We start from the raw sequence: 20,012 nt of genomic DNA, 5'->3' as shown, positions 1-20,012 counted from the left end.
CTCCCTTTTGCTCTCAATTTGGTAACGTTTTCAATAAATTTTCAACTTGCAAGCCAATATACTCTCGGAGTGTATATTGCTTTTGAATAATCCAGCGTCTGAAACTCCACATATGGCCTTGAACAAAGATATTGTTGGCAATTAATGCTGCCTCTTTATTGGATAAGTCCGGGACACATTCGAGAAGGGCACGCTCCAGCATGGAAACCATGTCTCTTTCCTTTTGCAGAACATAATGTCTCGTTTCCTTTTTTAGTGATTTAGCCTCCTGATATAAAATAAGAATCTCCTCCTGCAGTTCATCCATTAAGCAGAAATAGGAAGTGACTATTTTTATTAAATTCTCCTTAGTCGGCTGCTCTAAGGCAATCGATGCTTCTACTCTTTCCTTAACCTGGTCATAGATGGCATCACAAGTGAGAAAGAGTACATCCTCTTTGGTTCGAATATATTCATAAAGCGTCCCTATACTAAATCCCGAAGCTTGGGCAATTTCTCTTGTGGTGGTGCGGTGAAAGCCCTTCTCCTTAAAAAGTGTAATAGCTCCTTTAATCATTTGATCACGTCGGATTCTAACTAACTCTTGGTCCTTAATATTTGAGACAATTTTATCTTTGCTCATTAAGACGTTCTGCCTCCTTCCATCTCTCTAGCCAATCTTTTGCTAGTTGATAAGGGTCTGAAGTTGGTGTTAACGCTGGAAGGTCTTCACGATTTTCAATAAATTGCTCCACATCACGCCATATTTCCTCTTGAATTAATTCAAATAATTCTAGCTTTAATTGCTCTTTCCTCTTCGTTTCTCCTTCTTTAGTTGTATATAGGTAGTGATGATGAGCTTTTACCTTCTCCCAAAGTTCATCTATCCCTTCATTTTCCGTTGAAACTGTCTTTACAATAGCAACTTCGTGTTTCTCAGTTGCGGTCATCATAACTAACTCCCTAAGCAGTCGTTTTAATTTCCTTACTCCATCAAAATCCGCTTTGTTAATCACGAATAAATCAGCAATTTCCATAATCCCAGCTTTAAAGATTTGTAATACGTCACCACTGTTCGGAGTTAATACAACTGCCGTGGTATCGACCACCTTCATAATGTCGAGTTCTGATTGACCTACACCAACGGTTTCCACAATGATGACATCAAATCCATAAGCATCACAAATTCGAATAGCGTCCTTTGTTGCGCGAGCTAATCCCCCTAAGCTCCCACGAGTTGCCATACTGCGAATAAATACTCCTTCATCTGTAAAATGTTCAGTCATCCGCACGCGGTCTCCAAGCAATGCCCCGCTACTAAAAGGGCTTGTTGGATCGACCGCAATAACCGCAACCGTTTTACCCTCTTGTCTAATATGAGAAATTAACCGATTCACTAGCGAGCTTTTCCCAGCACCTGGCGATCCCGTCAAACCGATATAGAGTGCATTTTTCCCTAAAGAAAAAACATCACTCAATATATCAAGTTTATCTGGGTGGTCATTCTCTACCATCGTGATCGCTTTTGCCAGCGCGCGCACTTCTTTTTTCTTTATCCGTTCCACTATTTCGTGCATGAGGGTAGCTCCCTTTCTTAGTGCTATATGCTTGTTTGATTTTGCAGGTGATGTTTTCTTTCTCGGGGGTGATGTTTTCTTTCTCGAGAGCGATGTTTTCCTTCTCAGAGGTGATGTGCTCATTCTCGAGGGCGATGTTTTCCTTCTCAAAGGCGATGTGCTCATTCTCAGGGGCGATGTTTTCCTTCTCAGAGGTGATGTTCTTCTTCTCGAGAGCGATGTTTCCCTTCTCGGAGGTGATGTGCTCATTCTCGAGAGCGATTTTTCCTTCTCGGAGGTGCTGTTCTTCTTCTCGAGAGCGATGTTTCCCTTCTCGGAGGTGATGTTCTTCTTCTCAAGGGCGATGCTTTCCTTCTCGGAGGCGATGTTCTCTTTCTCGAGGGCGATGCTCCCCTTCTCGAGAGCAATATTCTCCTCAATGGAGTAGCACCAGCTCTCTCGAAAGTTCAAATACTCTCTTCTCACCGAAAACCTTCTACCCGCAAGGATGCTATTCCTTCCACCAATATCACCTAACTACTTCGTCAGCATTCTCCCAATAACTAGTCGTTGGATTTCATTGGTTCCTTCATAAATCTGAGTGATTTTCGCATCACGCATATACCGCTCCACCGGATAATCCTTGGTATATCCATAGCCCCCAAATACTTGAACTGCTTCCGTTGTCACTGCCATGGCCGTATCTCCGGCAAATAATTTACTCATTGCAGAAGCTTTTCCATATGGCAGATCATTCGACTCAAGCCATGCCGCCTGATAGGTTAATAGACGGGATGCTTCCACGGCAGTTGCCATATCAGCTAATTTAAAAGAAATGCCTTGATTCATGGCGATTGTTTTTCCAAATTGCTCACGCTCTTTTGCATAGGCTACCGCTGCGTCTAATGCCCCTTGTGCAATTCCGACTGCCTGTGCGGCAATCCCATTTCTTCCCCCATCAAGCGTGGACATCGCAATTTTAAAGCCTTCTCCCTCTTCGCCAAGCATATTCTCCTTTGGCACTCGGCACTGTTCAAAAATTAATTCTGTCGTTGGCGAAGAACGAATCCCTAATTTTTTCTCCTTTTTACCAAAAGAGAAACCTTCCGTTCCCTTTTCCACAATAAACGCACTAATCCCTTTATGCTTAGCATCTGGATCTGTTTTAGCAAATACAAGATAAATATCCGCTACCCCACCATTGGTAATCCAGACCTTACTTCCGTTGATGATATAATCATCCCCGTCTTTTTTAGCTACGGTCTTCATCGATGCCACATCACTGCCCGCACCTGGCTCGGACAATGCATAGGCACCAAGTGCTTCCCCAGTTGCTAAACGATAAAGAAAATTCCTCTTCTGGGCTTCATTTCCGTATTTAAAGATGGGCCAGCTTGCAAGAGACAGATGAGCAGACAACGTTACCCCAGTCGATGCACAAACCCGAGATAATTCCTCTACTGCAATCACGTAGCTTACATAATCCGAACCAATCCCACCATATTCTTCTGGCCAAGGAATGCCAGTTAATCCGAGCTCTGCCATCTTGTCAAAAATTCCGCGATCGAAACGTTCTTCTTCATCCCGTTCTGCCGCAGTTGGCTCAACATCATTCATTGCAAAGTCACGTACCATTTTTCGCAGCATTTCTTGTTCTTCTGTTAATTTAAATTGCATCTCTAACCCCTCCTAAGACTTGATTAAGTGTTTTGCAATCACCAGATGCTGAATTTCATTTGTGCCTTCATAGATTTGAGTTACCTTGGCATCTCGAAAAAGCCGTTCTACTGGGTATTCTTTAGTATATCCATATCCACCATAGACCTGAACTGCCTCTATTGCTGCCTTCATCGCCGCATTGGAAGCATACATCTTTGCCATGGAAGCTTCTTTTCCGCAATCTATCCCGCGATCCACAAGAGATGCCGCATGATAGACTAATAGTTTGGCAGCCTCCACCTCTGTTGCCATATCCGCTAGCTTAAAAGAAATTCCTTGGTTGTCTGCTATTGGCTTGCCAAATTGTTCTCTTTCCTTGGCATAGCTAACAGCGTATTCAAGAGCTGCCTCCGCAATCCCTAGTGCTTGAGCAGCAATACCAATCCGCCCAAAATTGAGATTTGCCAGCGCAATTTTAAAGCCTTCTCCTAATTCGCCCAATAGCTGCTTCTTAGAAACAGCACAGCTTTCAAAGGTTAACTGCACCGTGTTGGAACCATTTAATCCCATCTTCTTTTCCTTTTTTCCAATGAAAAGTCCTGGAGTATCTTTGTCTAAGATGAAGGCACTTATGCCTTCCCTTGTTTGCGCAAAGGTAATATACGTATCCGCTGCTCCTCCATTTGTAATAAACACCTTCGAGCCATTTAAAATATAAGTATCTCCAATCAATTCTGCAGAGGCTTTTAAATGCTTTGCATCCGAGCCAGCACTAGGCTCTGTTAAGGCAAAGGCTCCAAGATATTCACCCGTTGCTAACTTCGGAATATAGTGTGCTTTCTGTTCTTCTGTTCCAAAGTACAAAATCGGATTGGTTCCTACAGAAGTATGGACAGATAAAATAACCCCGACTGTCGCACTAACCCTGGATAATTCATGAATGGCGATAATATAGGAAGTAAAATCCATCCCACTTCCACCATATTTTTCAGGAATGGGAACTCCCATCAATCCTAGTTCTCCCATTTTTTCAACCAATTCAGATGGAAAACGTTCCTCTTCTTCCATTCTCTCTATCTCAGGCCTGACTTCTTTCTCCGCAAAGGATTGAACCATCTCTCGCATCATCTTTTGTTCTTCTGTAAAGAACAGATTCATCCTGTTAGCCTCCTTTCCAGCTGATATCCGTTATTCATAAACATAAAATCCTCTTCCAGATTTCTTTCCAAGCCAACCAGCTTTCACATATTTCCTTAAAAGCGGACATGGACGATACTTACTATCACCAAACCCATCATGCAGAACTTCCATAATATACAAGCAGGTGTCAAGCCCAATAAAATCAGCAAGAGTCAGCGGGCCCATTGGATGGTTCATTCCTAATTTCATCACAGAATCAATATCTTCTTTAGAGGCGACTCCCTCATAAAGCGTATAAATTGCCTCATTAATCATTGGCATCAGGATGCGATTAGAAACAAAGCCTGGAAAATCCTCCACTTCAACGGCTGTCTTCTGAAGTTCTCCAGCCACCCGCTGAATGGTTTCATACGTTTCATCACTTGTTTGGAGTCCCCGAATAATCTCCACTAGTTTCATTACTGGAACAGGATTCATGAAATGCATTCCGATTACTTTTTCAGGTCGTTCTGTTGCCGCTGCAATTTCCGTTATCGGCAAAGAAGACGTATTCGAGGCTAGGATGGTATGGTGTGGTGTAATCTTATCTAATCTGGAGAACACCTTTGTTTTCACTTCCATATTTTCTACAATTGCCTCGATAACAAGGTCTGCAGATTCCGCATCATCTAAGTTCAAAGATGGAGTTAAACGACTTAATGTTGCTGTTTTTTCTTCTTCTTCAATTCTCCCCTTGTCTACATTTCGGGAAAGGAGTTTTTCAATAGATTGCATGCCTTTATCTAAAGCTTCCTCATTCATATCGTTTAACATAACTTGAAACCCTGACTGAGCAAATACTTGGGCTATCCCAGAGCCCATCTGTCCAGCCCCAATGACCATGACACTTTTTATCGACATCTCTCTTCCTCCTTTTCTTTAAACCTTCAACAATACCGCATCACCCTGTCCGCCGCCACTACAGATCGCCGCAATTCCTAAACCACCACCACGTCGCTTCAACTCATAGATTAACGTTAAAATAATCCTTGCTCCACTAGCTCCAATTGGGTGTCCTAAAGCAACTGCCCCACCATTGACATTGATTTTTTCTGGATCAAGATTTGCTATTTTGCCACTAGCAAGAGAAACTGCTGCAAATGCTTCATTGATTTCAAATAAATCAATATCCGTAGTTTGATAGCCCGTTTTTTCTAGTAATTTATTAATGACTAATCCAGGTGTTTGTGGAAAATCTTGAGCTTCTACTGCTACTTCTGCATGTCCTAAGATGGTTGCTAATGGGGTTTTATTTAAGTTCTTTGCTTTTTCATCTGACATCAGCACAAATGCACCTGCTCCATCGTTTACGCCTGGTGCATTTCCAGCTGTGATCGTGCCATCCTTACCAAATGCTGGTCTAAGTGAACGAAGCTTTTCTATCGTTGTGTCTTTTCTTGGGGCTTCATCATTTTCTATAATTATGGAGTCTCCTTTACGTTGAGGTACTTCTACCGGTACAATTTCTTCTGCAAATTTACCTTCTTCGATTGCCTTTATAGCACGGCTGTGACTTCTTAGTGCCCACTCATCCTGCGCCTCTCTTGTTAGTCCAAATTCTTCTGCCGTTTTATTCCCATACGTTCCCATATGCACACCAGTAAACGAACAAGAAAGGCCATCATGTATCATTAAATCCTTTACTTTCCCGTCACCCATTCGACTTCCCCAGCGTGCTTCTGGAAGAATATATGGTGCATTGCTCATACTTTCCATCCCACCAGCTACAATGATTTCTTCATCACCTAAGCGAATAAGCTGGTCGGCAAGGGTAACGCTTCGTAAGCCGGAAGCACATACTTTATTAATCGTCTCCGTCTTCACTTCCCACGGGATATCCGCTAAACGAGCTGCTTGCCTTGAAGGAATTTGGCCTTGGCCACCTTGGAGCACGGTGCCCATGATAACTTCATCTACTTCCCCGCCATCTAAATCCGCTCGATTCAAGGCCTCTTTTATAGCAATCCCTCCGAGCTGAACAGCCGAAAACGCTTTTAAACCTCCACCAAATTTTCCAAAGGGAGTTCTTGCTCCAGAAACAATAGCCGTTTTTCTCATTATTCTCACTCCTTATTTTTTATTGATTGAACGCTCGTTCAGACAAGGTGTAATAGAAGAGAGAGGTACAACCTCTCTCTTTCTTAAGATGCGACCGAATCATCTTGGTTCTCTAAAACAGATAGCGCTAGAATTTCCGATACATCCATTGTGCTAATATCTTCTTCTACTTCCTTCGCTTTCGTTCCATCACTAATCATCGTTAAGCAGAATGGACATGCTGTAGAAATTAAGTTCGGTGAAACAGCTAGAGCCTGTTCTGTGCGTGCTACATTTATCCGCGTTCCTGTTGTTTCCTCAGCCCACATTAAGCCACCTCCAGCTCCACAGCACATTCCACTTTCACGGCTGCGATCCATTTCTACTAATTCAAGCCCTGGAATAGATTGCAGGATTTCCCTTGGTGGATCGTAAACCCCATTGTACCTTCCTAAATAACAAGAATCGTGATAGGTTAAGCGCTGATTGATTGAACGCTTCGGTGTCAGTTTCCCTGCTCTTACCAGATCAAACAATAATTGAGTATGATGGTATACCTCTGCCTCAAATCCAAAGTCTGGATATTCGTTTTTAAAAATATTATATGCATGCGGGTCAATCGTTACGATCTTCTTCACTTCATTTTTTTGGAATGTTTTGATATTTTTCTCGGCAATTTCCTGGAAAAGGAACTCATTTCCAATTCGCCTTGCCGTATCACCAGAGTTCGCTTCCTGATTTCCAAGGATAGCAAAGCTCACACCAGCCTTATTCATTAACCTTGCAAAGGCCATTGCAATCTTCTGGCTTCGGCTATCATACGATCCCATCGATCCTACCCAGAAAAGATATTCAAAATCCTTTCCTTCCTTCTTCAACTCTTTTACTGTAGGAATATAAACTGATTCATCCTCTTCACGCCATTTGATGCGATCCTTCTTCGATAATCCCCAAGGGTTTCCTTGGCGTTCAATATTCATGACCGCCCGTTGAATATCCGAATCCATTTTCCCTTCTGTCATCACTAAGTAACGGCGCATATCGATAATCGTCCCAACATGTTCATTGCTTACTGGACAAGCATCCTCGCAATTACGGCAGGTTGTACAAGCAGTTAGCTCTGCTTCTGTGATCACATCTCCAATTAAGCTCGCTTGCTGAATCGTCGCAGCTGCTTCTCCACCAGCGCTTGCTAGGTTTCCTCTTGCATCACTAAATGCATAGGCAGGCACCCATGCTTGCTTCCCTGTTACAGCTGCCCCTTTTTCTGTCAGGTGGTCACGGAGCTTTATCATAATATCCATTGGTGACAGCATCTTCCCTGTACCAGCAGCGGGACATACATCCGTACAGCGCCCACATTCCACGCATGCATAGAAGTCCAGCATCTGATGTTGCTCGAAATCCTCTACCTTTCCAACACCAAAAGAGATTTCCTCTTCACTTTCTTCTGCTTCATCATCGATTTCAAAGTCTAGTTTCTTTAATTTTCCAGGTACTTTTTTGCTTAGGAAGACATTGATCGGTGCGGCTATTAAATGCGCGTGCTTCGATTGGGGAACATAAACAAGGAAGGTTAGCAGTGTTAGAGTATGTACCCACCAGGCAATATAAAATAAAATCATTGCAGCATCGGCAGACAAGAATCCAAAAGCCAAAGCAATTACACTAGCCACAGGCTCTGTCCAAGTCGGTTCATGATCAAACCATATAAGGCTCATCCCATTTCCAAACAATACAGAAAGCATTAACGTACCAATAAAAATTAGAACAAGTCCTGCTTTAAAACCACGTTTCAGACGAACTAGCTTTTCAATATAACGGCGATAAAAAGCCCAGATGACTGCAACCAAGATAGTCAGTGTGACAATCTCTTGGAAAAATACAAAGCCTGGATAGAAAATACCAAAAGGCAGATGATTTCCAGGAGCTAACCCTTTTACAAACATATCAATAGCTCCAAATTGAACAAGAATAAATCCATAAAACATCATGACATGAATGGCACCTGACTTTTTGTCCTTTAGCAGTTTAGATTGTCCAAAAACAATCGTACCTACGCGTTTCAAGCGCAGCTTTAGCTCTCCATCATACTCGGATTTCTTTCCTAAACGAATGTAGGAAATCCGAGTCGCTATGACTCTAGCAAATAAGTAAAGTGCATAAAAGGTGACTGCTAAAAATGCGATCCAATTGATAATTAGGAACGTTTCCATTTCCCTCTCCCCCTTTGTCTATCGTTGCATGATAACGATTTCATACTCTGGAATGTCCATTCCTTCTTTCTATTCTATTACCTCCTACTCTATAATATGAATGAGCATTCAGTCAACATATTTTATTCAATTTTTACATTTTACAGTCTATTTAGAATATAAAATACACCATATCCTGTTAATTGTAAAGGAAATGGTGTTAAATAGAGCGTCTTATAAACAGATATTATTAAAGCCTTGTTTCTATATAATGGTTTTATACTTCATGTTTCGATAGGAAATGCTGTTTAACTATATTCAAAATAATAATGTTTTGCACACCGGAAACTTTGAAAATATGCGCTCGTGATTTCCGCTACGGGCAGTCGCTTTCCGCGGGCAACGTCTCAGCCTCGGGCCAACAGGACGTTGGTCACAAAGGCCTTGCCCCAGGATGGGGCGTTCTTAGCCTTTGAACCCCTCCTGTGGGGTCTTCGCTTGTTGCTTTTCCCGCAGGACAAGAAAGGCTCGGTAGCGATACATCGCACGAAGAAAAAGTGCTTTTCTTTTTCGAGGAGTCGACTGCCCTCCGCTCCAATCACTTCATATGTTGAGTTGTGTTTTCTTTATAGCACCAGACTAGCGGAGAAAACACGAAGACTCCTGCGGGAGGACAGGCCTAGGTGAGACCCCGCAGAGACGACAGTCTCGAGGAGGCTCAGCAGCCGCCCGTGGAAAGCGCAGTGTATTTCCGCAGCGATTTCCCCGCACTATACTGAATTAATTAAACTAATCGGAGTTAATCCCTGCCTATGCACTTTAAAAAGACAGATTACATTTTCTCCGGCGCACTTACACCAATTAATTTCAATCCATTCGCTAATGCAATTCGAACGGCTTTCATTAGTGCAATTCTTGCGCTTGTTAATTCTCTATTATCCGCATCTAAAACTTTTTCCGCATTGTAGAAGCTATGCAATAAGGATGCTAAATCAAATACGTACTGTGTAACTTTATGTGGCATTTGTTTTTGTGCTGCCTCTACTACTACTTGCGGAAGTTCACCAAGCTTCTTCAATAGGTCCACTTCTTTTTCAGCTGTTAAAAGAGAGGCATCAAAGTTAGCTTCTGTATCGAATCCCTTGTTTTTCGCTTGCTCTAACATCGTGCAAATTCTAGCATGCGCATATTGAACATAGAAAATTGGGTTATCGTTCGATTGTGAGCGAGCTAAATCCATATCAAAGTCAAGCTGAGAATCGTTGGAACGCGTTACAAAGAAATAACGTGCTGCATCTACACCAACATCCTCAATTAAGTCTCTAAGTGCTACGGCTTTCCCAGTACGCTTACTCATCCGGATTTTTTCTCCGCCTTCGAAAAGGTTAACCATTTGGATGATTTTCACGTCAAATTTCTCTACTGGATAACCTAAGGCTTGGATTGCTGCGCGCATTCTTGGTACATACCCATGATGGTCTGCGCCCCATACGTTAATAATATGGTCAAAGCCACGGTCCAGTTTATCTTTATGATAGGCAATATCTGGTGTCAAATACGTGTAATTGCCATCATTTTTGACAAGCACGCGGTCTTTATCATCGCCGAAATCAGTTGATTTAAACCATGTAGCGTCGTCTTTTTCATAGATATAATTGCCTTCTTCCAGCACTTTGATAGCATCTGTTATCTTGTCATCTTTATAAAGCGATTTTTCAGAGAACCAATTATCAAATTCTACTCGAAAATCCTTTAAGTCATTTTTAATGTTATTCAAAGAGGATTGCAACCCGAACTCTTTAAAGAAGGAAATACGCTCTTCCTTGTCTTTCTTTGCCCATTCATCACCGTATTCCTGTACGATATTCTTCGCAATCTCTATGATGGCTTGACCATGATAGCCATCTTCCGGCATCTCTGCATCCTGACCAAGTTCTTGCAGGTAGCGTGCTTCTACAGATACAGCTAAGTTATCAATCTGGTTACCAGCATCATTGATATAATATTCACGTTCCACCTCATAGCCGGAAGCTTCAAGAACATTGCATAATACATCACCATAAGCTGCACCACGAGCATGCCCTAAATGTAAGTCACCAGTGGGGTTTACAGAAACAAACTCCACTTGAACGCGTTCCCCATTACCTGTTTTTGATTTTCCATATGTTTCTCCAGCTTCTAGAATCGCGGGAATAATCTCTCCCAGAAAATCATTTTTCATGAAAAAGTTAATAAAGCCTGGCCCAGCAATTTCTACTTTTTCTACCGATACCTTCGTTTGGTCCAGGTTTTCAATAATATCGTCGGCGATTTGACGCGGTGCTTTCTTTGCAATTCTAGCGAGCTGCATTGCAATATTGGTGGCAAAATCACCATGTGCTTTATCTTTTGGTTTTTCTAAAATTACTTCAGGTACCTGTTCTTTTGTTGCCAGCCCAGCTTTAACTACAGCAGCTTTAATTTCCTGCTTTAATGTTCCTTCTGTTTGTTCTAAGACGTTCATTTGGAATCCTCCTCTTTAAATACTAATACAAGCTCATGCTTCCGTTCTTCTTGACCATTTAATTTTACCGTATAGGAAATGATTAACTTCCCTTCATTCCGTTCTGCCAGTGATTGATATGTAATCTGATTCGTGTAGGTTTCCATATGCAAGCTTCCATGTGGATGCTTGTAAACATTTTCTGTGATTTGTTGTGGTTTGAACATCTGCGTCATTGTCACAAATCCAGTTCGCTTTATGTTCACCTTATCTTTCTGGATGGTAATCAGGTTTTTAATCGTAGCTTTCTCCTCGGTTATTTCTTCATAGGTAATAACATGCAGCTTACCCTTTTGAAAGAAATAACCCTCTTCTTGTACCTTGTTATACTCCTTATTTTCTCCATCGTCAATGATTGTTTGAAGATGAAGGGAGATCCTTTTTTGAACTGGGTTCATTATATCGCCTCTAACTATTTAATAATGCCTATTATAGCGATAACTTGTGGGTTTTTTCAATATATGTAGCTCTTTAAATTGGAAAAGCCGATATATTCCTGAAATCGTGTTATATTTATACAAACGCCTACATATCAAACCGCCGATATATAAGTTAAGCTCCGTTAAATCAAAAGAAACTTTCTTCTCTAAGAAAACTTAGCATTCGCCAGACCCTAAAACGAATGCTTTTCTATCCTTTCACCCAGCCAAGCAGGATTTCTCGAATAAATTTGCTCGCAGCGATCGCTGTCTTTTCGGAATGATCATAAGCAGGTGCTACTTCGACAAGGTCTGCACCAACAACATTCATATCTGATCTGGCAATCAAGCCGATTGCTTCAAGCAATTCCTTCGATGAGATTCCTCCAGCTTCAGCAGTTCCAGTTCCAGGGGCATAGGCTGGGTCTAGTACATCGATATCAATCGTCACATATACTGGACGGCCAGCCAGGGTTGGGAGCACTTCCTTTAATGGTTCAGCAACGTCGTATTTGAACATATGCATACCGCTTTCCTTTGCAAAAAGGAATTCCTCACGCATACCAGAACGGATTCCGAATGAATAAACGTTCTCTGCTCCAATTAAATCACAAATCTTACGGATAGGGGTCGAATGAGAAAGAGCCTCCCCCTCATACTCTTCTCGTAAGTCGGCATGAGCATCAATGTGAATAAGAGCTAGATCGGGGTACTTCTTATATACCGCTTGAATGATTGGCCATGTAACAAGGTGCTCACCACCAAGCCCAATTGGGAATTTATCTAACGAAAGAAGCTGTTCGATATATTTATAAATCTGACCTAAGCTTCTTTCTGCATTGCCAAATGGGAGCGGAATATCGCCTGCATCAAAATAAGCAACTTCTTCTAAATGCTTATCCATGTATGGACTGTATTCTTCTAAACCAATAGATGCCTCCCGAATCCGGTTTGGACCAAAACGGGAACCTGGACGGAAACTTACTGTCCAGTCCATTGGCATACCGTATATCACTGCTTTTGCATTATCAAAATCCGTACCTGACATGATAAATACTTTGCCTGAATATGCTTCATCAAATCGCAAGTGATGCTTCCCCCTATTCTGTTAAGTCCTTTACAAATTTCGGAAGTGCAAATGCTGCTTTATGAAGATCACGAGTATAATACTTTGTTTCTATTTCGATGAAGCGATCGTCTTTTACTTTTAAAGGATCATGAATCTTACTTCCTATTGTAAATGTCCATAGACCACTTGGATAGGTGGGAATGTTAGCTGTATAAAGCCGTGTGACAGGAAAGCTTTCTTTTATATCTTTAAATGCTTGCTTGATTAAATCTGGCTTAAACCAAGGATTGTCTGTTTGCGCAACAAAAACTCCGTCTGCCTTCAGCGCTTCCCTAATTCCTGTGTAGAAACCTTGACTAAATAGATTTACAGCAGGTCCTACTGGTTCAGTAGAATCCACCATAATCACATCAAACGCATTCTTATTGTTTGCTATAAACATAAAGCCATCGTCCACTTTCACTTCTACACGCTCATTGTCAAATTCACTAGCAATCTCTGGTAAATACTGTTTGGAATACTGTATTACCTTCCCGTCAATTTCAACCAATGTGACTTTTTCTACAGATGGATGCTTTAATACTTCACGTATAGCACCGCCATCACCACCGCCTACGATTAAGACATCCTTGGGATTTGGATGGGTAAATAAAGGAACATGAGCGATCATTTCATGATAAACAAACTCATCCTTCTCTGTCGTCATTACCATATCGTCCAGGATAAGCATGTTACCCCATTCTGCTGTTTCTACCATTTGTAATTCCTGATAATCCGTTCTCTCTGAAACAAACGTTTGTTTAACTTTCGCTGTAATCCCAAAATCCTTTGTCTGCTTTTCTGTAAACCATAAGCTCAATGCCTTTCAGCTCCTTTTATGTATGTTTTTTCGCTTCAAAATCTAGAATTTAATATAAAAATGCTGATTAACTTTATTTAAAATAGCGGGTAACACCGCTACGGAAATACACTACGCTAGAATGGTGCTATAAAGGAAACACAACTCTACATACGTGGTGATTGGAGCGGAGGGCAGTCGACTCCTGCGGGAAAAGCAACAGCTGAAGACCCCACAGGAAGTGGTTTTCTTCCGAGGAGGCTGAGGCGTTGCCCGCGGAAAGCGTACTGCCCGCAGCGGAAATCATCAGCACTATTTCCATTGTGTTTCCAGACGTTTTCACAAGATATACTGAATTAAATAAGTCACAAGTTTATCTACTTTTTGCCACATTCAACAATATATTTAAAACAGGTTTCTCTAAAAATTCTTTAACCTGCTTTTGTTAACTCTAAACATAACGATTATAGTGAATTTGATGAAAAATACAAGCTATTTTTGAAAAAAACGTACATAAAGTTTATTTTTCTCTATCTTTTCCAATAATGAGAGTAATAACACATTATGAAGTATATTGGAGTTATTCAATGAAAATAAATTTACAATTATTATCTAAACTATTCATTCGCATCATTGGTTTGATTGTACTATCCTTTCTATCTCTATCACTTATTTTATTTCTATTAGGTCCACCTTCTCTCACGATGGATCAGAATACTATTTATTATAGCTCGTCTGGTGAGGTCATTGGTGAGGAAAAGGGATTAGGAAACCGGTATTGGGTGGAATTGGAACATATTTCCCCTTCACTTGTTGATGCCACTCTTGCTATCGAGGATCGCCATTTTTACAAGCATCATGGCTTCGACTTTAAGCGGATTGCTGGTGCAATTCTGAAAAACATTCAAAGCATGTCTCTGGAGGAAGGCGCAAGTACGTTAACACAGCAGCTTGCCCGCAATGTCTACCTAAGTCATGAGAAAACATGGAGCCGGAAGTTAAAGGAAGCTTTTTATACCGTGCGCATCGAGATGCATTATTCAAAAGAGGAAATTTTAGAAGCTTATTTAAATACCATTTACTTTGGACATGGAGCACATGGAGTAGAGGCAGCAAGTAAGCATTTCTTTGATAAATCAGCCCATGAGCTAACTTTGGCAGAATCCAGCATGTTAGCAGGAATACCTAAAGGACCGACCTACTATTCTCCGTTCAATCATAAGGTGAACGCAGAAAATCGCCAGCAGTTGATTTTGCAGACCATGCTGGATAATGGCTATATCTCAGAAGAAGCTTATCAAGATGCCAAAAGCCATAAACTTGTTTATGCTCCTGTTGATGAGAAAGAACAGTTAGAAATTGGTCCATACTTTCAGGATGAGGTGCTAAACGAAGCTGCAAGACTACTAAAGATAGATTCAGAAAGCCTTCGCTCAGGGGGTTACGAGATTTATACGACCATGGACATCCACATGCAGAAAGAGCTTGAACAGGCGATCCAGCATACTGTACCTACTTCCACCGAGCTGGAAGTAGGAGCGATGGCATTGGATCCCCTTTCAGGTGCGGTGCGAGCGATAGTTGGAGGGAAATCCTACGCCGAGAGTCCATTCAACCGAGCGATGGATGCGAAAAGAATGGCAGGATCAACATTTAAGCCGTTTTTGTATTATGCTGCATTAGCAAATGGCTACACCCCTCTAACCACACTGGCAAGCACACCAACTACCTTTGAACTCGAGGATGGAGAGGTGTACCAACCTAGTAATTTTAATAACTACTATGCTTATGAACCAATATCGCTCGCTCAAGCAATTGCTTTATCGGATAATATTTATGCAGTCAAGACCAATCTATTTTTAACACCGGAACGTCTTGTAGAGACTGCAAGCAAGTTTGGTATTTCAGAAGATTTGCCAGCAGTTCCCTCCCTCGCACTTGGGACAGCCTCTGTTTCCGTCGAAGAGATGGTGACAGCCTATGGAATGCTTGCTAACGGCGGGGAATCGGTGACAGGATATCTCATCGAGGAAATCAAAGATCGTAATGGCAAGGTCGTGTACAAGCGAGATAAACCAAAAAAAGAATTGTTGCTAGACCCCAGATATGCATTTATTTTAACAGATTTATTAACTGGAATGTTTGATAGGGCGCTCGATGGCTACACTTCAGTCACTGGCTCCCCGATTATTAATCAATTAACCCGGACCTATGCAGGTAAATCCGGAACGACGATCTCTGATAGCTGGATGATCGGCTATAGTCCAAGTCTCGTTGCTGGTATTTGGACTGGTTATGATGATAATCGACCAATCACGCTCATTAAAGAGAACTCCTATGCAAAACAGATTTGGGCATCGTTTATGGAGAGTGCTCATGAAGGTTTGCCAAAACAAGGATTCACCGCCCCACCTGGTGTGGTAGCTGTTCCAATCGATCCAGTAACAGGAATGCGGGCTACGGGCGGATGCGAAGAGAGCCGGATTATGTATTTTGAAGAAGGCACAGAGCCATTAGAAGCGTGTTCTGCGCATTACGATTCCTATGAAAAAGTAGAACATAGAGGATTTTTAGAAGAGTTATTTGATTCCTTTTTGGACAGATAGAAAACACTTCTTGGAAATAAACCAAGCCCAAAGTGATATTTCCAACCCATTAAACAGTTGCCCTCCAGGCTATGTTTTGAGAAAATAAAATCACAGAGAAATTCAAAGAATATTACAAATAGTTCCTATTCCTATCAACCGTGCAACTCATAATATAAGAGATTGTGATTTGGATTGCTTTCCAATAGAAATAATATCTAAAATAAGGTGGGGATAAATCTGAATATAATTGATAAAGACCATTTTAATTCTGATCCCTTGTTTGAATACATCATTGTAAGCATTCTATCTGCTTTAACTCTCAGGCGAATTAAAAAATTGGAAGCAAAACGTATTCTGCTGAAAAGAAAAGTAAAAGAGGATAAGTGGTACGTTTAACAGTGCTAATATCAACTACTATTATAAAACAACCAAAAAAAGGCCAGCAATCTTCGGTGATTGCCGGCTTTAATTTTGTCCTAGTGATATTACTTGTCCATGTAACCATATTTTACAAACTTCTGAAATAAAGTACAAGATGTTAAAAAAATGTTCAAAATTCGTTCACAAATTTGTCAATTTAAAAACCGTTCATTATTCTGGAAGTGCTGTTTTTAATGTTTCGGGTGAATTCTCCCACATATCTGCATTGAACTCAACAAGGAAATCCTTCAGCAACTTTTTAGATAGGTCATCCATATGTTCAACAATGACATGTCCCTTTAAGGATTTTTCCATATGTTTTACATGTTCAGGCATCGACTTATAGCCACGTTTTATATCACGATTGACACGAATCTCACTGCCCGCAACCCCACTATAAAAAGGACCATTCTCATTGCGTTCTACATTCACCCAAACAATCCAGTAAAGCTTACCATCTGGTACCTCTTCTTTTAAATGTGTCCATTTGACGCGTCGCTCCACTTTACTGCGCGCATGCATTGCATCCATATCAACATATGCCTTCTCCTTATTTGGATCCACAATAATTGGAGACATATTTTCTAAACTAATCACACCTGCATTATATCCACCATGTCCATCGGTCGGATCATCCTTGATAATCGTAAACGTATTTTTCTTCTTTTCTTTATCTGCACTCATCTTCAGAACCCCCCCACTTTCTTAACAATAGGTTTGCCTATTTCCCAAATTTTAACAGATTCTCTTTACTGTTTTACCTCATTGATAAAACGAACTGCTTCTTCCATTTCCTCTTTTGTATACTTTTGCTTCGGTTTCACTGTATGCACTTTTTCAATTATATCCTCTAATGGAAGATGATCAAAATAAAGCATGGTTGAAACCAGTTCAAGAAATCTTGAGCTTTTCTCTCTTAATAGATTTACTTTTTCTGTGTAATCTGGCATATCTAAATGGAACTGATTGAGGAATTCTTCTCCATCGCTTGTTAACGTATAGTTATATTGATAATAATTGCTTTTTTCTTCCTTTACCTCATGAAGAAAACCTAAATTGCAAAGTTCCTCTATTCTTAATGTCAATTCCTCAGAATACGGTCCATAAAAATGAAAATTATATTTCTCCTCAAAAGGTATATTGCATTTTTGTAGGATATAAATCATTTTTTGTAATTTCTTACGTCCAGTCACTTCCTTGGCCACAGAAAAAAACTGTATAATTTTTGCATGATTATCTAACATCTTCTACCTCTCCTTGGCCGTATAAAATAGTAATAATCTTCTTCTTTAACGATTGGTCTGTTAAAGCCTCAATCCGATCCTTGGGAAAATACAGTTTATGGTCTGTACGTTTTTTACCAGAGATAGCTTCCACAATATCAGAGTGCCTTGATAACTCTTTTAAAGACCGATCTGGCATTAATAAATGAATAGGAAGGCGCTCTTCCTCCTCACCTGGACGATAAAAGTCATATGGTAAGTCTGAAGAAGAATCAACAACAAGGTAATACTCTGGATTTATGTCTGCTTGTTGGAATAGCGTATATAATTCCATCCAATCCTTCATTTGTAAGTTCGGGTTAAATTCCACATATTTAAATAGACGTCGATTCATAAATCGTTCGCATAAATCTTTTAAAATAACATCGTCTTCATCCTGCCATGCTTGAAAATAATAATAAACGATTGACTCATCCAGTTTTAAATATTCCTCTAATCTCACGTCGCCACGGAAGAAAGACAAGAAATGGGTCGGTTCTAATTTAAAGGTGAAATCATCCGCTTCAAATAAATCCTTTGCCCGGTGCAGAATTTTCGACAGAATAACCTCTGCACTTCTCGTTACAGGGTGAAAATAAACCTGCCAGTACATTTGATAGCGGCTCATTATATAGTCTTCCACAGCATGCATTCCTGTTGACTTAATGACGACTTGATCTTCCATTGGGCGCATGACCCGCATAATTCTTTCCATGTCAAAGTGGCCATAGCTCACCCCAGTGAAATAAGCATCTCGAATAAGGTAATCCATACGGTCTGCATCAATTTGACTCGAGATTAAGCTAACAACTAACTTGTCCTGATATGTTTTTGCAATCACATCCGCTACTTTTTGAGAAAAACCTTTCTCAACTTTCTCCAGTACCCGATTAATCTCAGTATCACCTGTAATGATTTTCTGTGTAAAAATTTCATGGTCAAGCTTAAACACCTTTTCAAAAGAATGAGAAAAGGGTCCATGTCCCAAGTCATGCAGGAGTGCTGCACATAAACAAAGCAATCGTTCTTCTTTATTCCAATGAGGGCGGTCCTCAAACACGGAGATGATTCTGCGGACAATTTCATAGACTCCTAGAGAATGATTAAACCTGCTGTGCTCTGCTCCATGAAACGTTAAATTTGTCGTACCAAGCTGTTTGATTCTGCGCAAGCGTTGAAATTCAGGTGTTGCGATAAGATCCCATATCACACGGTCTCTTACATGTACATAACGATGAACGGGATCTTTAAAAACCTTCTCCTCTGATAATTGTTCTTGTTTATATGTCATTCTTTTCATCCGTTCTTTCGACATTTTTTACTACAGAGCTTTCGTTATTTTTATTATCTATTCTTTCATTATATAATAGTTAATGACTTGAAAAAAGGGTAAGGTGGAAAAAATGAAAAATTGGCAACAGGTGATTCAGCATAAAACCTTTCGATATATAGACCATTCAACAGAATCTCAATTTGCAGGTAAACCTTATACAGCTTTAACATCCTTTGCTGTTGACGATTCCTTAGCAATTTCAGTAAGTAATCAGGAATCTCCGCCAGCTCTAAGGCTATGGGTGCATCCCAATACCATCGTGCTCGGTATACCGGACGCGAAATTACCTTATATAGATGAAGGGGTATCTTTCTTGAAGGAAAAGGGATATTCTGCAGTCGTTCGAAATTCAGGCGGACTAGCTGTCGCCTTAGATGAAGGCGTACTTAATCTTTCCCTAGTTATCCCTGGTATTAAACATATCTCCATTCATGATTGTTATGAAGCCATGGTGAGCTTCGTGCAATACATGCTCCGGGATTTGACGGACGATATTAAAGCATATGAAATCGTTCACTCCTACTGTCCTGGTGATTATGATCTTAGTATTGGCGGGCGGAAGTTTGCTGGAATTTCACAACGAAGAGTTAAAGATGGTGCCGCCATTCAAATCTATTTAGATGTGGAAGGAAATAGTTATGAGCGAGCAAGCATCATTCGAGAATTTTACCAACTCAGCAAAAAGAATGAAGAAACACGATTTGCCTATCCAGATGTTAAACCAGAAGTTATGGCTTCTTTATCAGAATTACTCGGGGTTTCTTTAACTGTCGAGGAGATGAAAGAAAGAGTATATCATGCTCTGAGCGATTTTAGTAATGAAGTTGTGAATCCAGCGTTCTCGGCTGCAGAATTAGAAACGTTTGAAAAGCGGTACAAACAAATGCTGAAACGAAATGAGTATGTTGCACGGTTGCAGGAGTGAAATAAGGTGAT

At 40.7% G+C, this 20,012-nt stretch carries 17 protein-coding genes; 3 read left to right on the top strand and 14 right to left on the bottom strand.

The window, feature by feature from the left end; translation table 11 throughout:
• Positions 1-13: 13 nt before the first annotated feature.
• Positions 14-622, bottom strand: coding sequence for a TetR/AcrR family transcriptional regulator (locus D8M04_RS15050; protein ID WP_121524233.1), 609 nt, complete (start codon positions 620-622; stop codon positions 14-16).
• Positions 609-1,556, bottom strand: a complete 948-nt coding sequence (gene meaB / locus D8M04_RS15045; RefSeq protein ID WP_121524232.1) for a methylmalonyl Co-A mutase-associated GTPase MeaB — start codon at positions 1,554-1,556, stop codon at positions 609-611. The genes D8M04_RS15050 and meaB overlap by 14 nt, the downstream gene beginning before the upstream one ends.
• A 31-nt stretch (positions 1,557-1,587) precedes the next feature.
• Here meaB and D8M04_RS15040 point away from each other — a divergent pair, with 31 nt between their 5' ends.
• A complete protein-coding gene (locus D8M04_RS15040; protein WP_121524231.1) occupies positions 1,588-1,983 on the top strand; it encodes a hypothetical protein in 396 nt (131 codons plus the stop codon).
• An 89-nt stretch (positions 1,984-2,072) separates the two neighbouring features.
• Here the strand turns inward: D8M04_RS15040 and D8M04_RS15035 are convergent, their stop codons facing one another.
• The 9 genes from D8M04_RS15035 to speE all read right to left on the bottom strand — a co-directional run bounded on the left by D8M04_RS15035 (position 2,073) and on the right by speE (position 13,494).
• Entirely contained in the window at positions 2,073-3,212 is a 1,140-nt protein-coding gene (locus D8M04_RS15035) for an acyl-CoA dehydrogenase (protein WP_121524230.1), read from the bottom strand.
• Between the two features lie 12 nt (positions 3,213-3,224).
• Positions 3,225-4,352, bottom strand: coding sequence for an acyl-CoA dehydrogenase (locus tag D8M04_RS15030; RefSeq protein ID WP_121524229.1), 1,128 nt, complete (start codon positions 4,350-4,352; stop codon positions 3,225-3,227).
• Between the two features lie 30 nt (positions 4,353-4,382).
• Entirely contained in the window at positions 4,383-5,234 is an 852-nt protein-coding gene (locus tag D8M04_RS15025) for a 3-hydroxybutyryl-CoA dehydrogenase (RefSeq protein WP_121524228.1), read from the bottom strand.
• A gap of 18 nt (positions 5,235-5,252) precedes the next feature.
• Positions 5,253-6,431: an acetyl-CoA C-acetyltransferase gene (locus D8M04_RS15020; protein ID WP_121524227.1), complete on the bottom strand. Its 1,179-nt coding sequence runs from the start codon at positions 6,429-6,431 to the stop codon at positions 5,253-5,255.
• An 83-nt stretch (positions 6,432-6,514) separates the two neighbouring features.
• Positions 6,515-8,626, bottom strand: a complete 2,112-nt coding sequence (locus tag D8M04_RS15015; protein ID WP_121524226.1) for a (Fe-S)-binding protein — start codon at positions 8,624-8,626, stop codon at positions 6,515-6,517.
• An 811-nt stretch (positions 8,627-9,437) separates the two neighbouring features.
• On the bottom strand, positions 9,438-11,108 hold the full coding sequence (argS, locus tag D8M04_RS15010) for an arginine--tRNA ligase (RefSeq protein WP_121524225.1): 1,671 nt from the start codon (positions 11,106-11,108) through the stop codon (positions 9,438-9,440).
• Positions 11,105-11,545: a YwiB family protein gene (locus D8M04_RS15005; protein WP_121524224.1), complete on the bottom strand. Its 441-nt coding sequence runs from the start codon at positions 11,543-11,545 to the stop codon at positions 11,105-11,107. The genes argS and D8M04_RS15005 overlap by 4 nt, the downstream gene beginning before the upstream one ends.
• Before the next feature lie 232 nt (positions 11,546-11,777).
• On the bottom strand, positions 11,778-12,653 hold the full coding sequence (gene speB, locus D8M04_RS15000; RefSeq protein ID WP_121524223.1) for an agmatinase: 876 nt from the start codon (positions 12,651-12,653) through the stop codon (positions 11,778-11,780).
• 13 nt (positions 12,654-12,666) lie between these two features.
• Positions 12,667-13,494 carry a polyamine aminopropyltransferase gene (gene speE, locus D8M04_RS14995; RefSeq protein WP_121524222.1) on the bottom strand — a complete coding sequence of 276 codons (828 nt, stop codon included), beginning with the start codon at positions 13,492-13,494 and terminating at the stop codon, positions 12,667-12,669.
• A 566-nt stretch (positions 13,495-14,060) separates the two neighbouring features.
• Here speE and D8M04_RS14990 point away from each other — a divergent pair.
• Positions 14,061-16,079, top strand: a complete 2,019-nt coding sequence (locus D8M04_RS14990) for a transglycosylase domain-containing protein (protein ID WP_121524221.1) — start codon at positions 14,061-14,063, stop codon at positions 16,077-16,079.
• A 573-nt stretch (positions 16,080-16,652) separates the two neighbouring features.
• On the opposite strand, the gene D8M04_RS14985 is transcribed toward D8M04_RS14990, so the two are convergent.
• The 3 genes from D8M04_RS14985 to D8M04_RS14975 form a co-directional block, all read right to left on the bottom strand.
• Positions 16,653-17,165 (bottom strand): YwhD family protein, encoded by a 513-nt coding sequence (locus D8M04_RS14985; RefSeq protein ID WP_121524220.1) that lies wholly within the window; start codon positions 17,163-17,165, stop codon positions 16,653-16,655.
• 65 nt (positions 17,166-17,230) lie between these two features.
• Positions 17,231-17,725, bottom strand: a complete 495-nt coding sequence (locus D8M04_RS14980) for a YwgA family protein (protein WP_121524219.1) — start codon at positions 17,723-17,725, stop codon at positions 17,231-17,233.
• Positions 17,715-19,034, bottom strand: coding sequence for an HD domain-containing protein (locus tag D8M04_RS14975; RefSeq protein ID WP_121524218.1), 1,320 nt, complete (start codon positions 19,032-19,034; stop codon positions 17,715-17,717). Before D8M04_RS14975 ends, D8M04_RS14980 begins: the two co-directional genes overlap by 11 nt.
• Before the next feature lie 112 nt (positions 19,035-19,146).
• Between D8M04_RS14975 and D8M04_RS14970 the strand changes: the two genes are divergently transcribed.
• Entirely contained in the window at positions 19,147-20,001 is an 855-nt protein-coding gene (locus tag D8M04_RS14970; protein ID WP_121524217.1) for a lipoate--protein ligase family protein, read from the top strand.
• Positions 20,002-20,012 lie beyond the last annotated feature (11 nt).

The sequence above is a fragment of the Oceanobacillus piezotolerans genome (assembly GCF_003665065.1).
In the GTDB taxonomy this organism is placed as follows: domain Bacteria; phylum Bacillota; class Bacilli; order Bacillales; family Amphibacillaceae; genus Oceanobacillus; species Oceanobacillus piezotolerans.
This window is presented reverse-complemented; position numbering and strand designations above follow the sequence as displayed.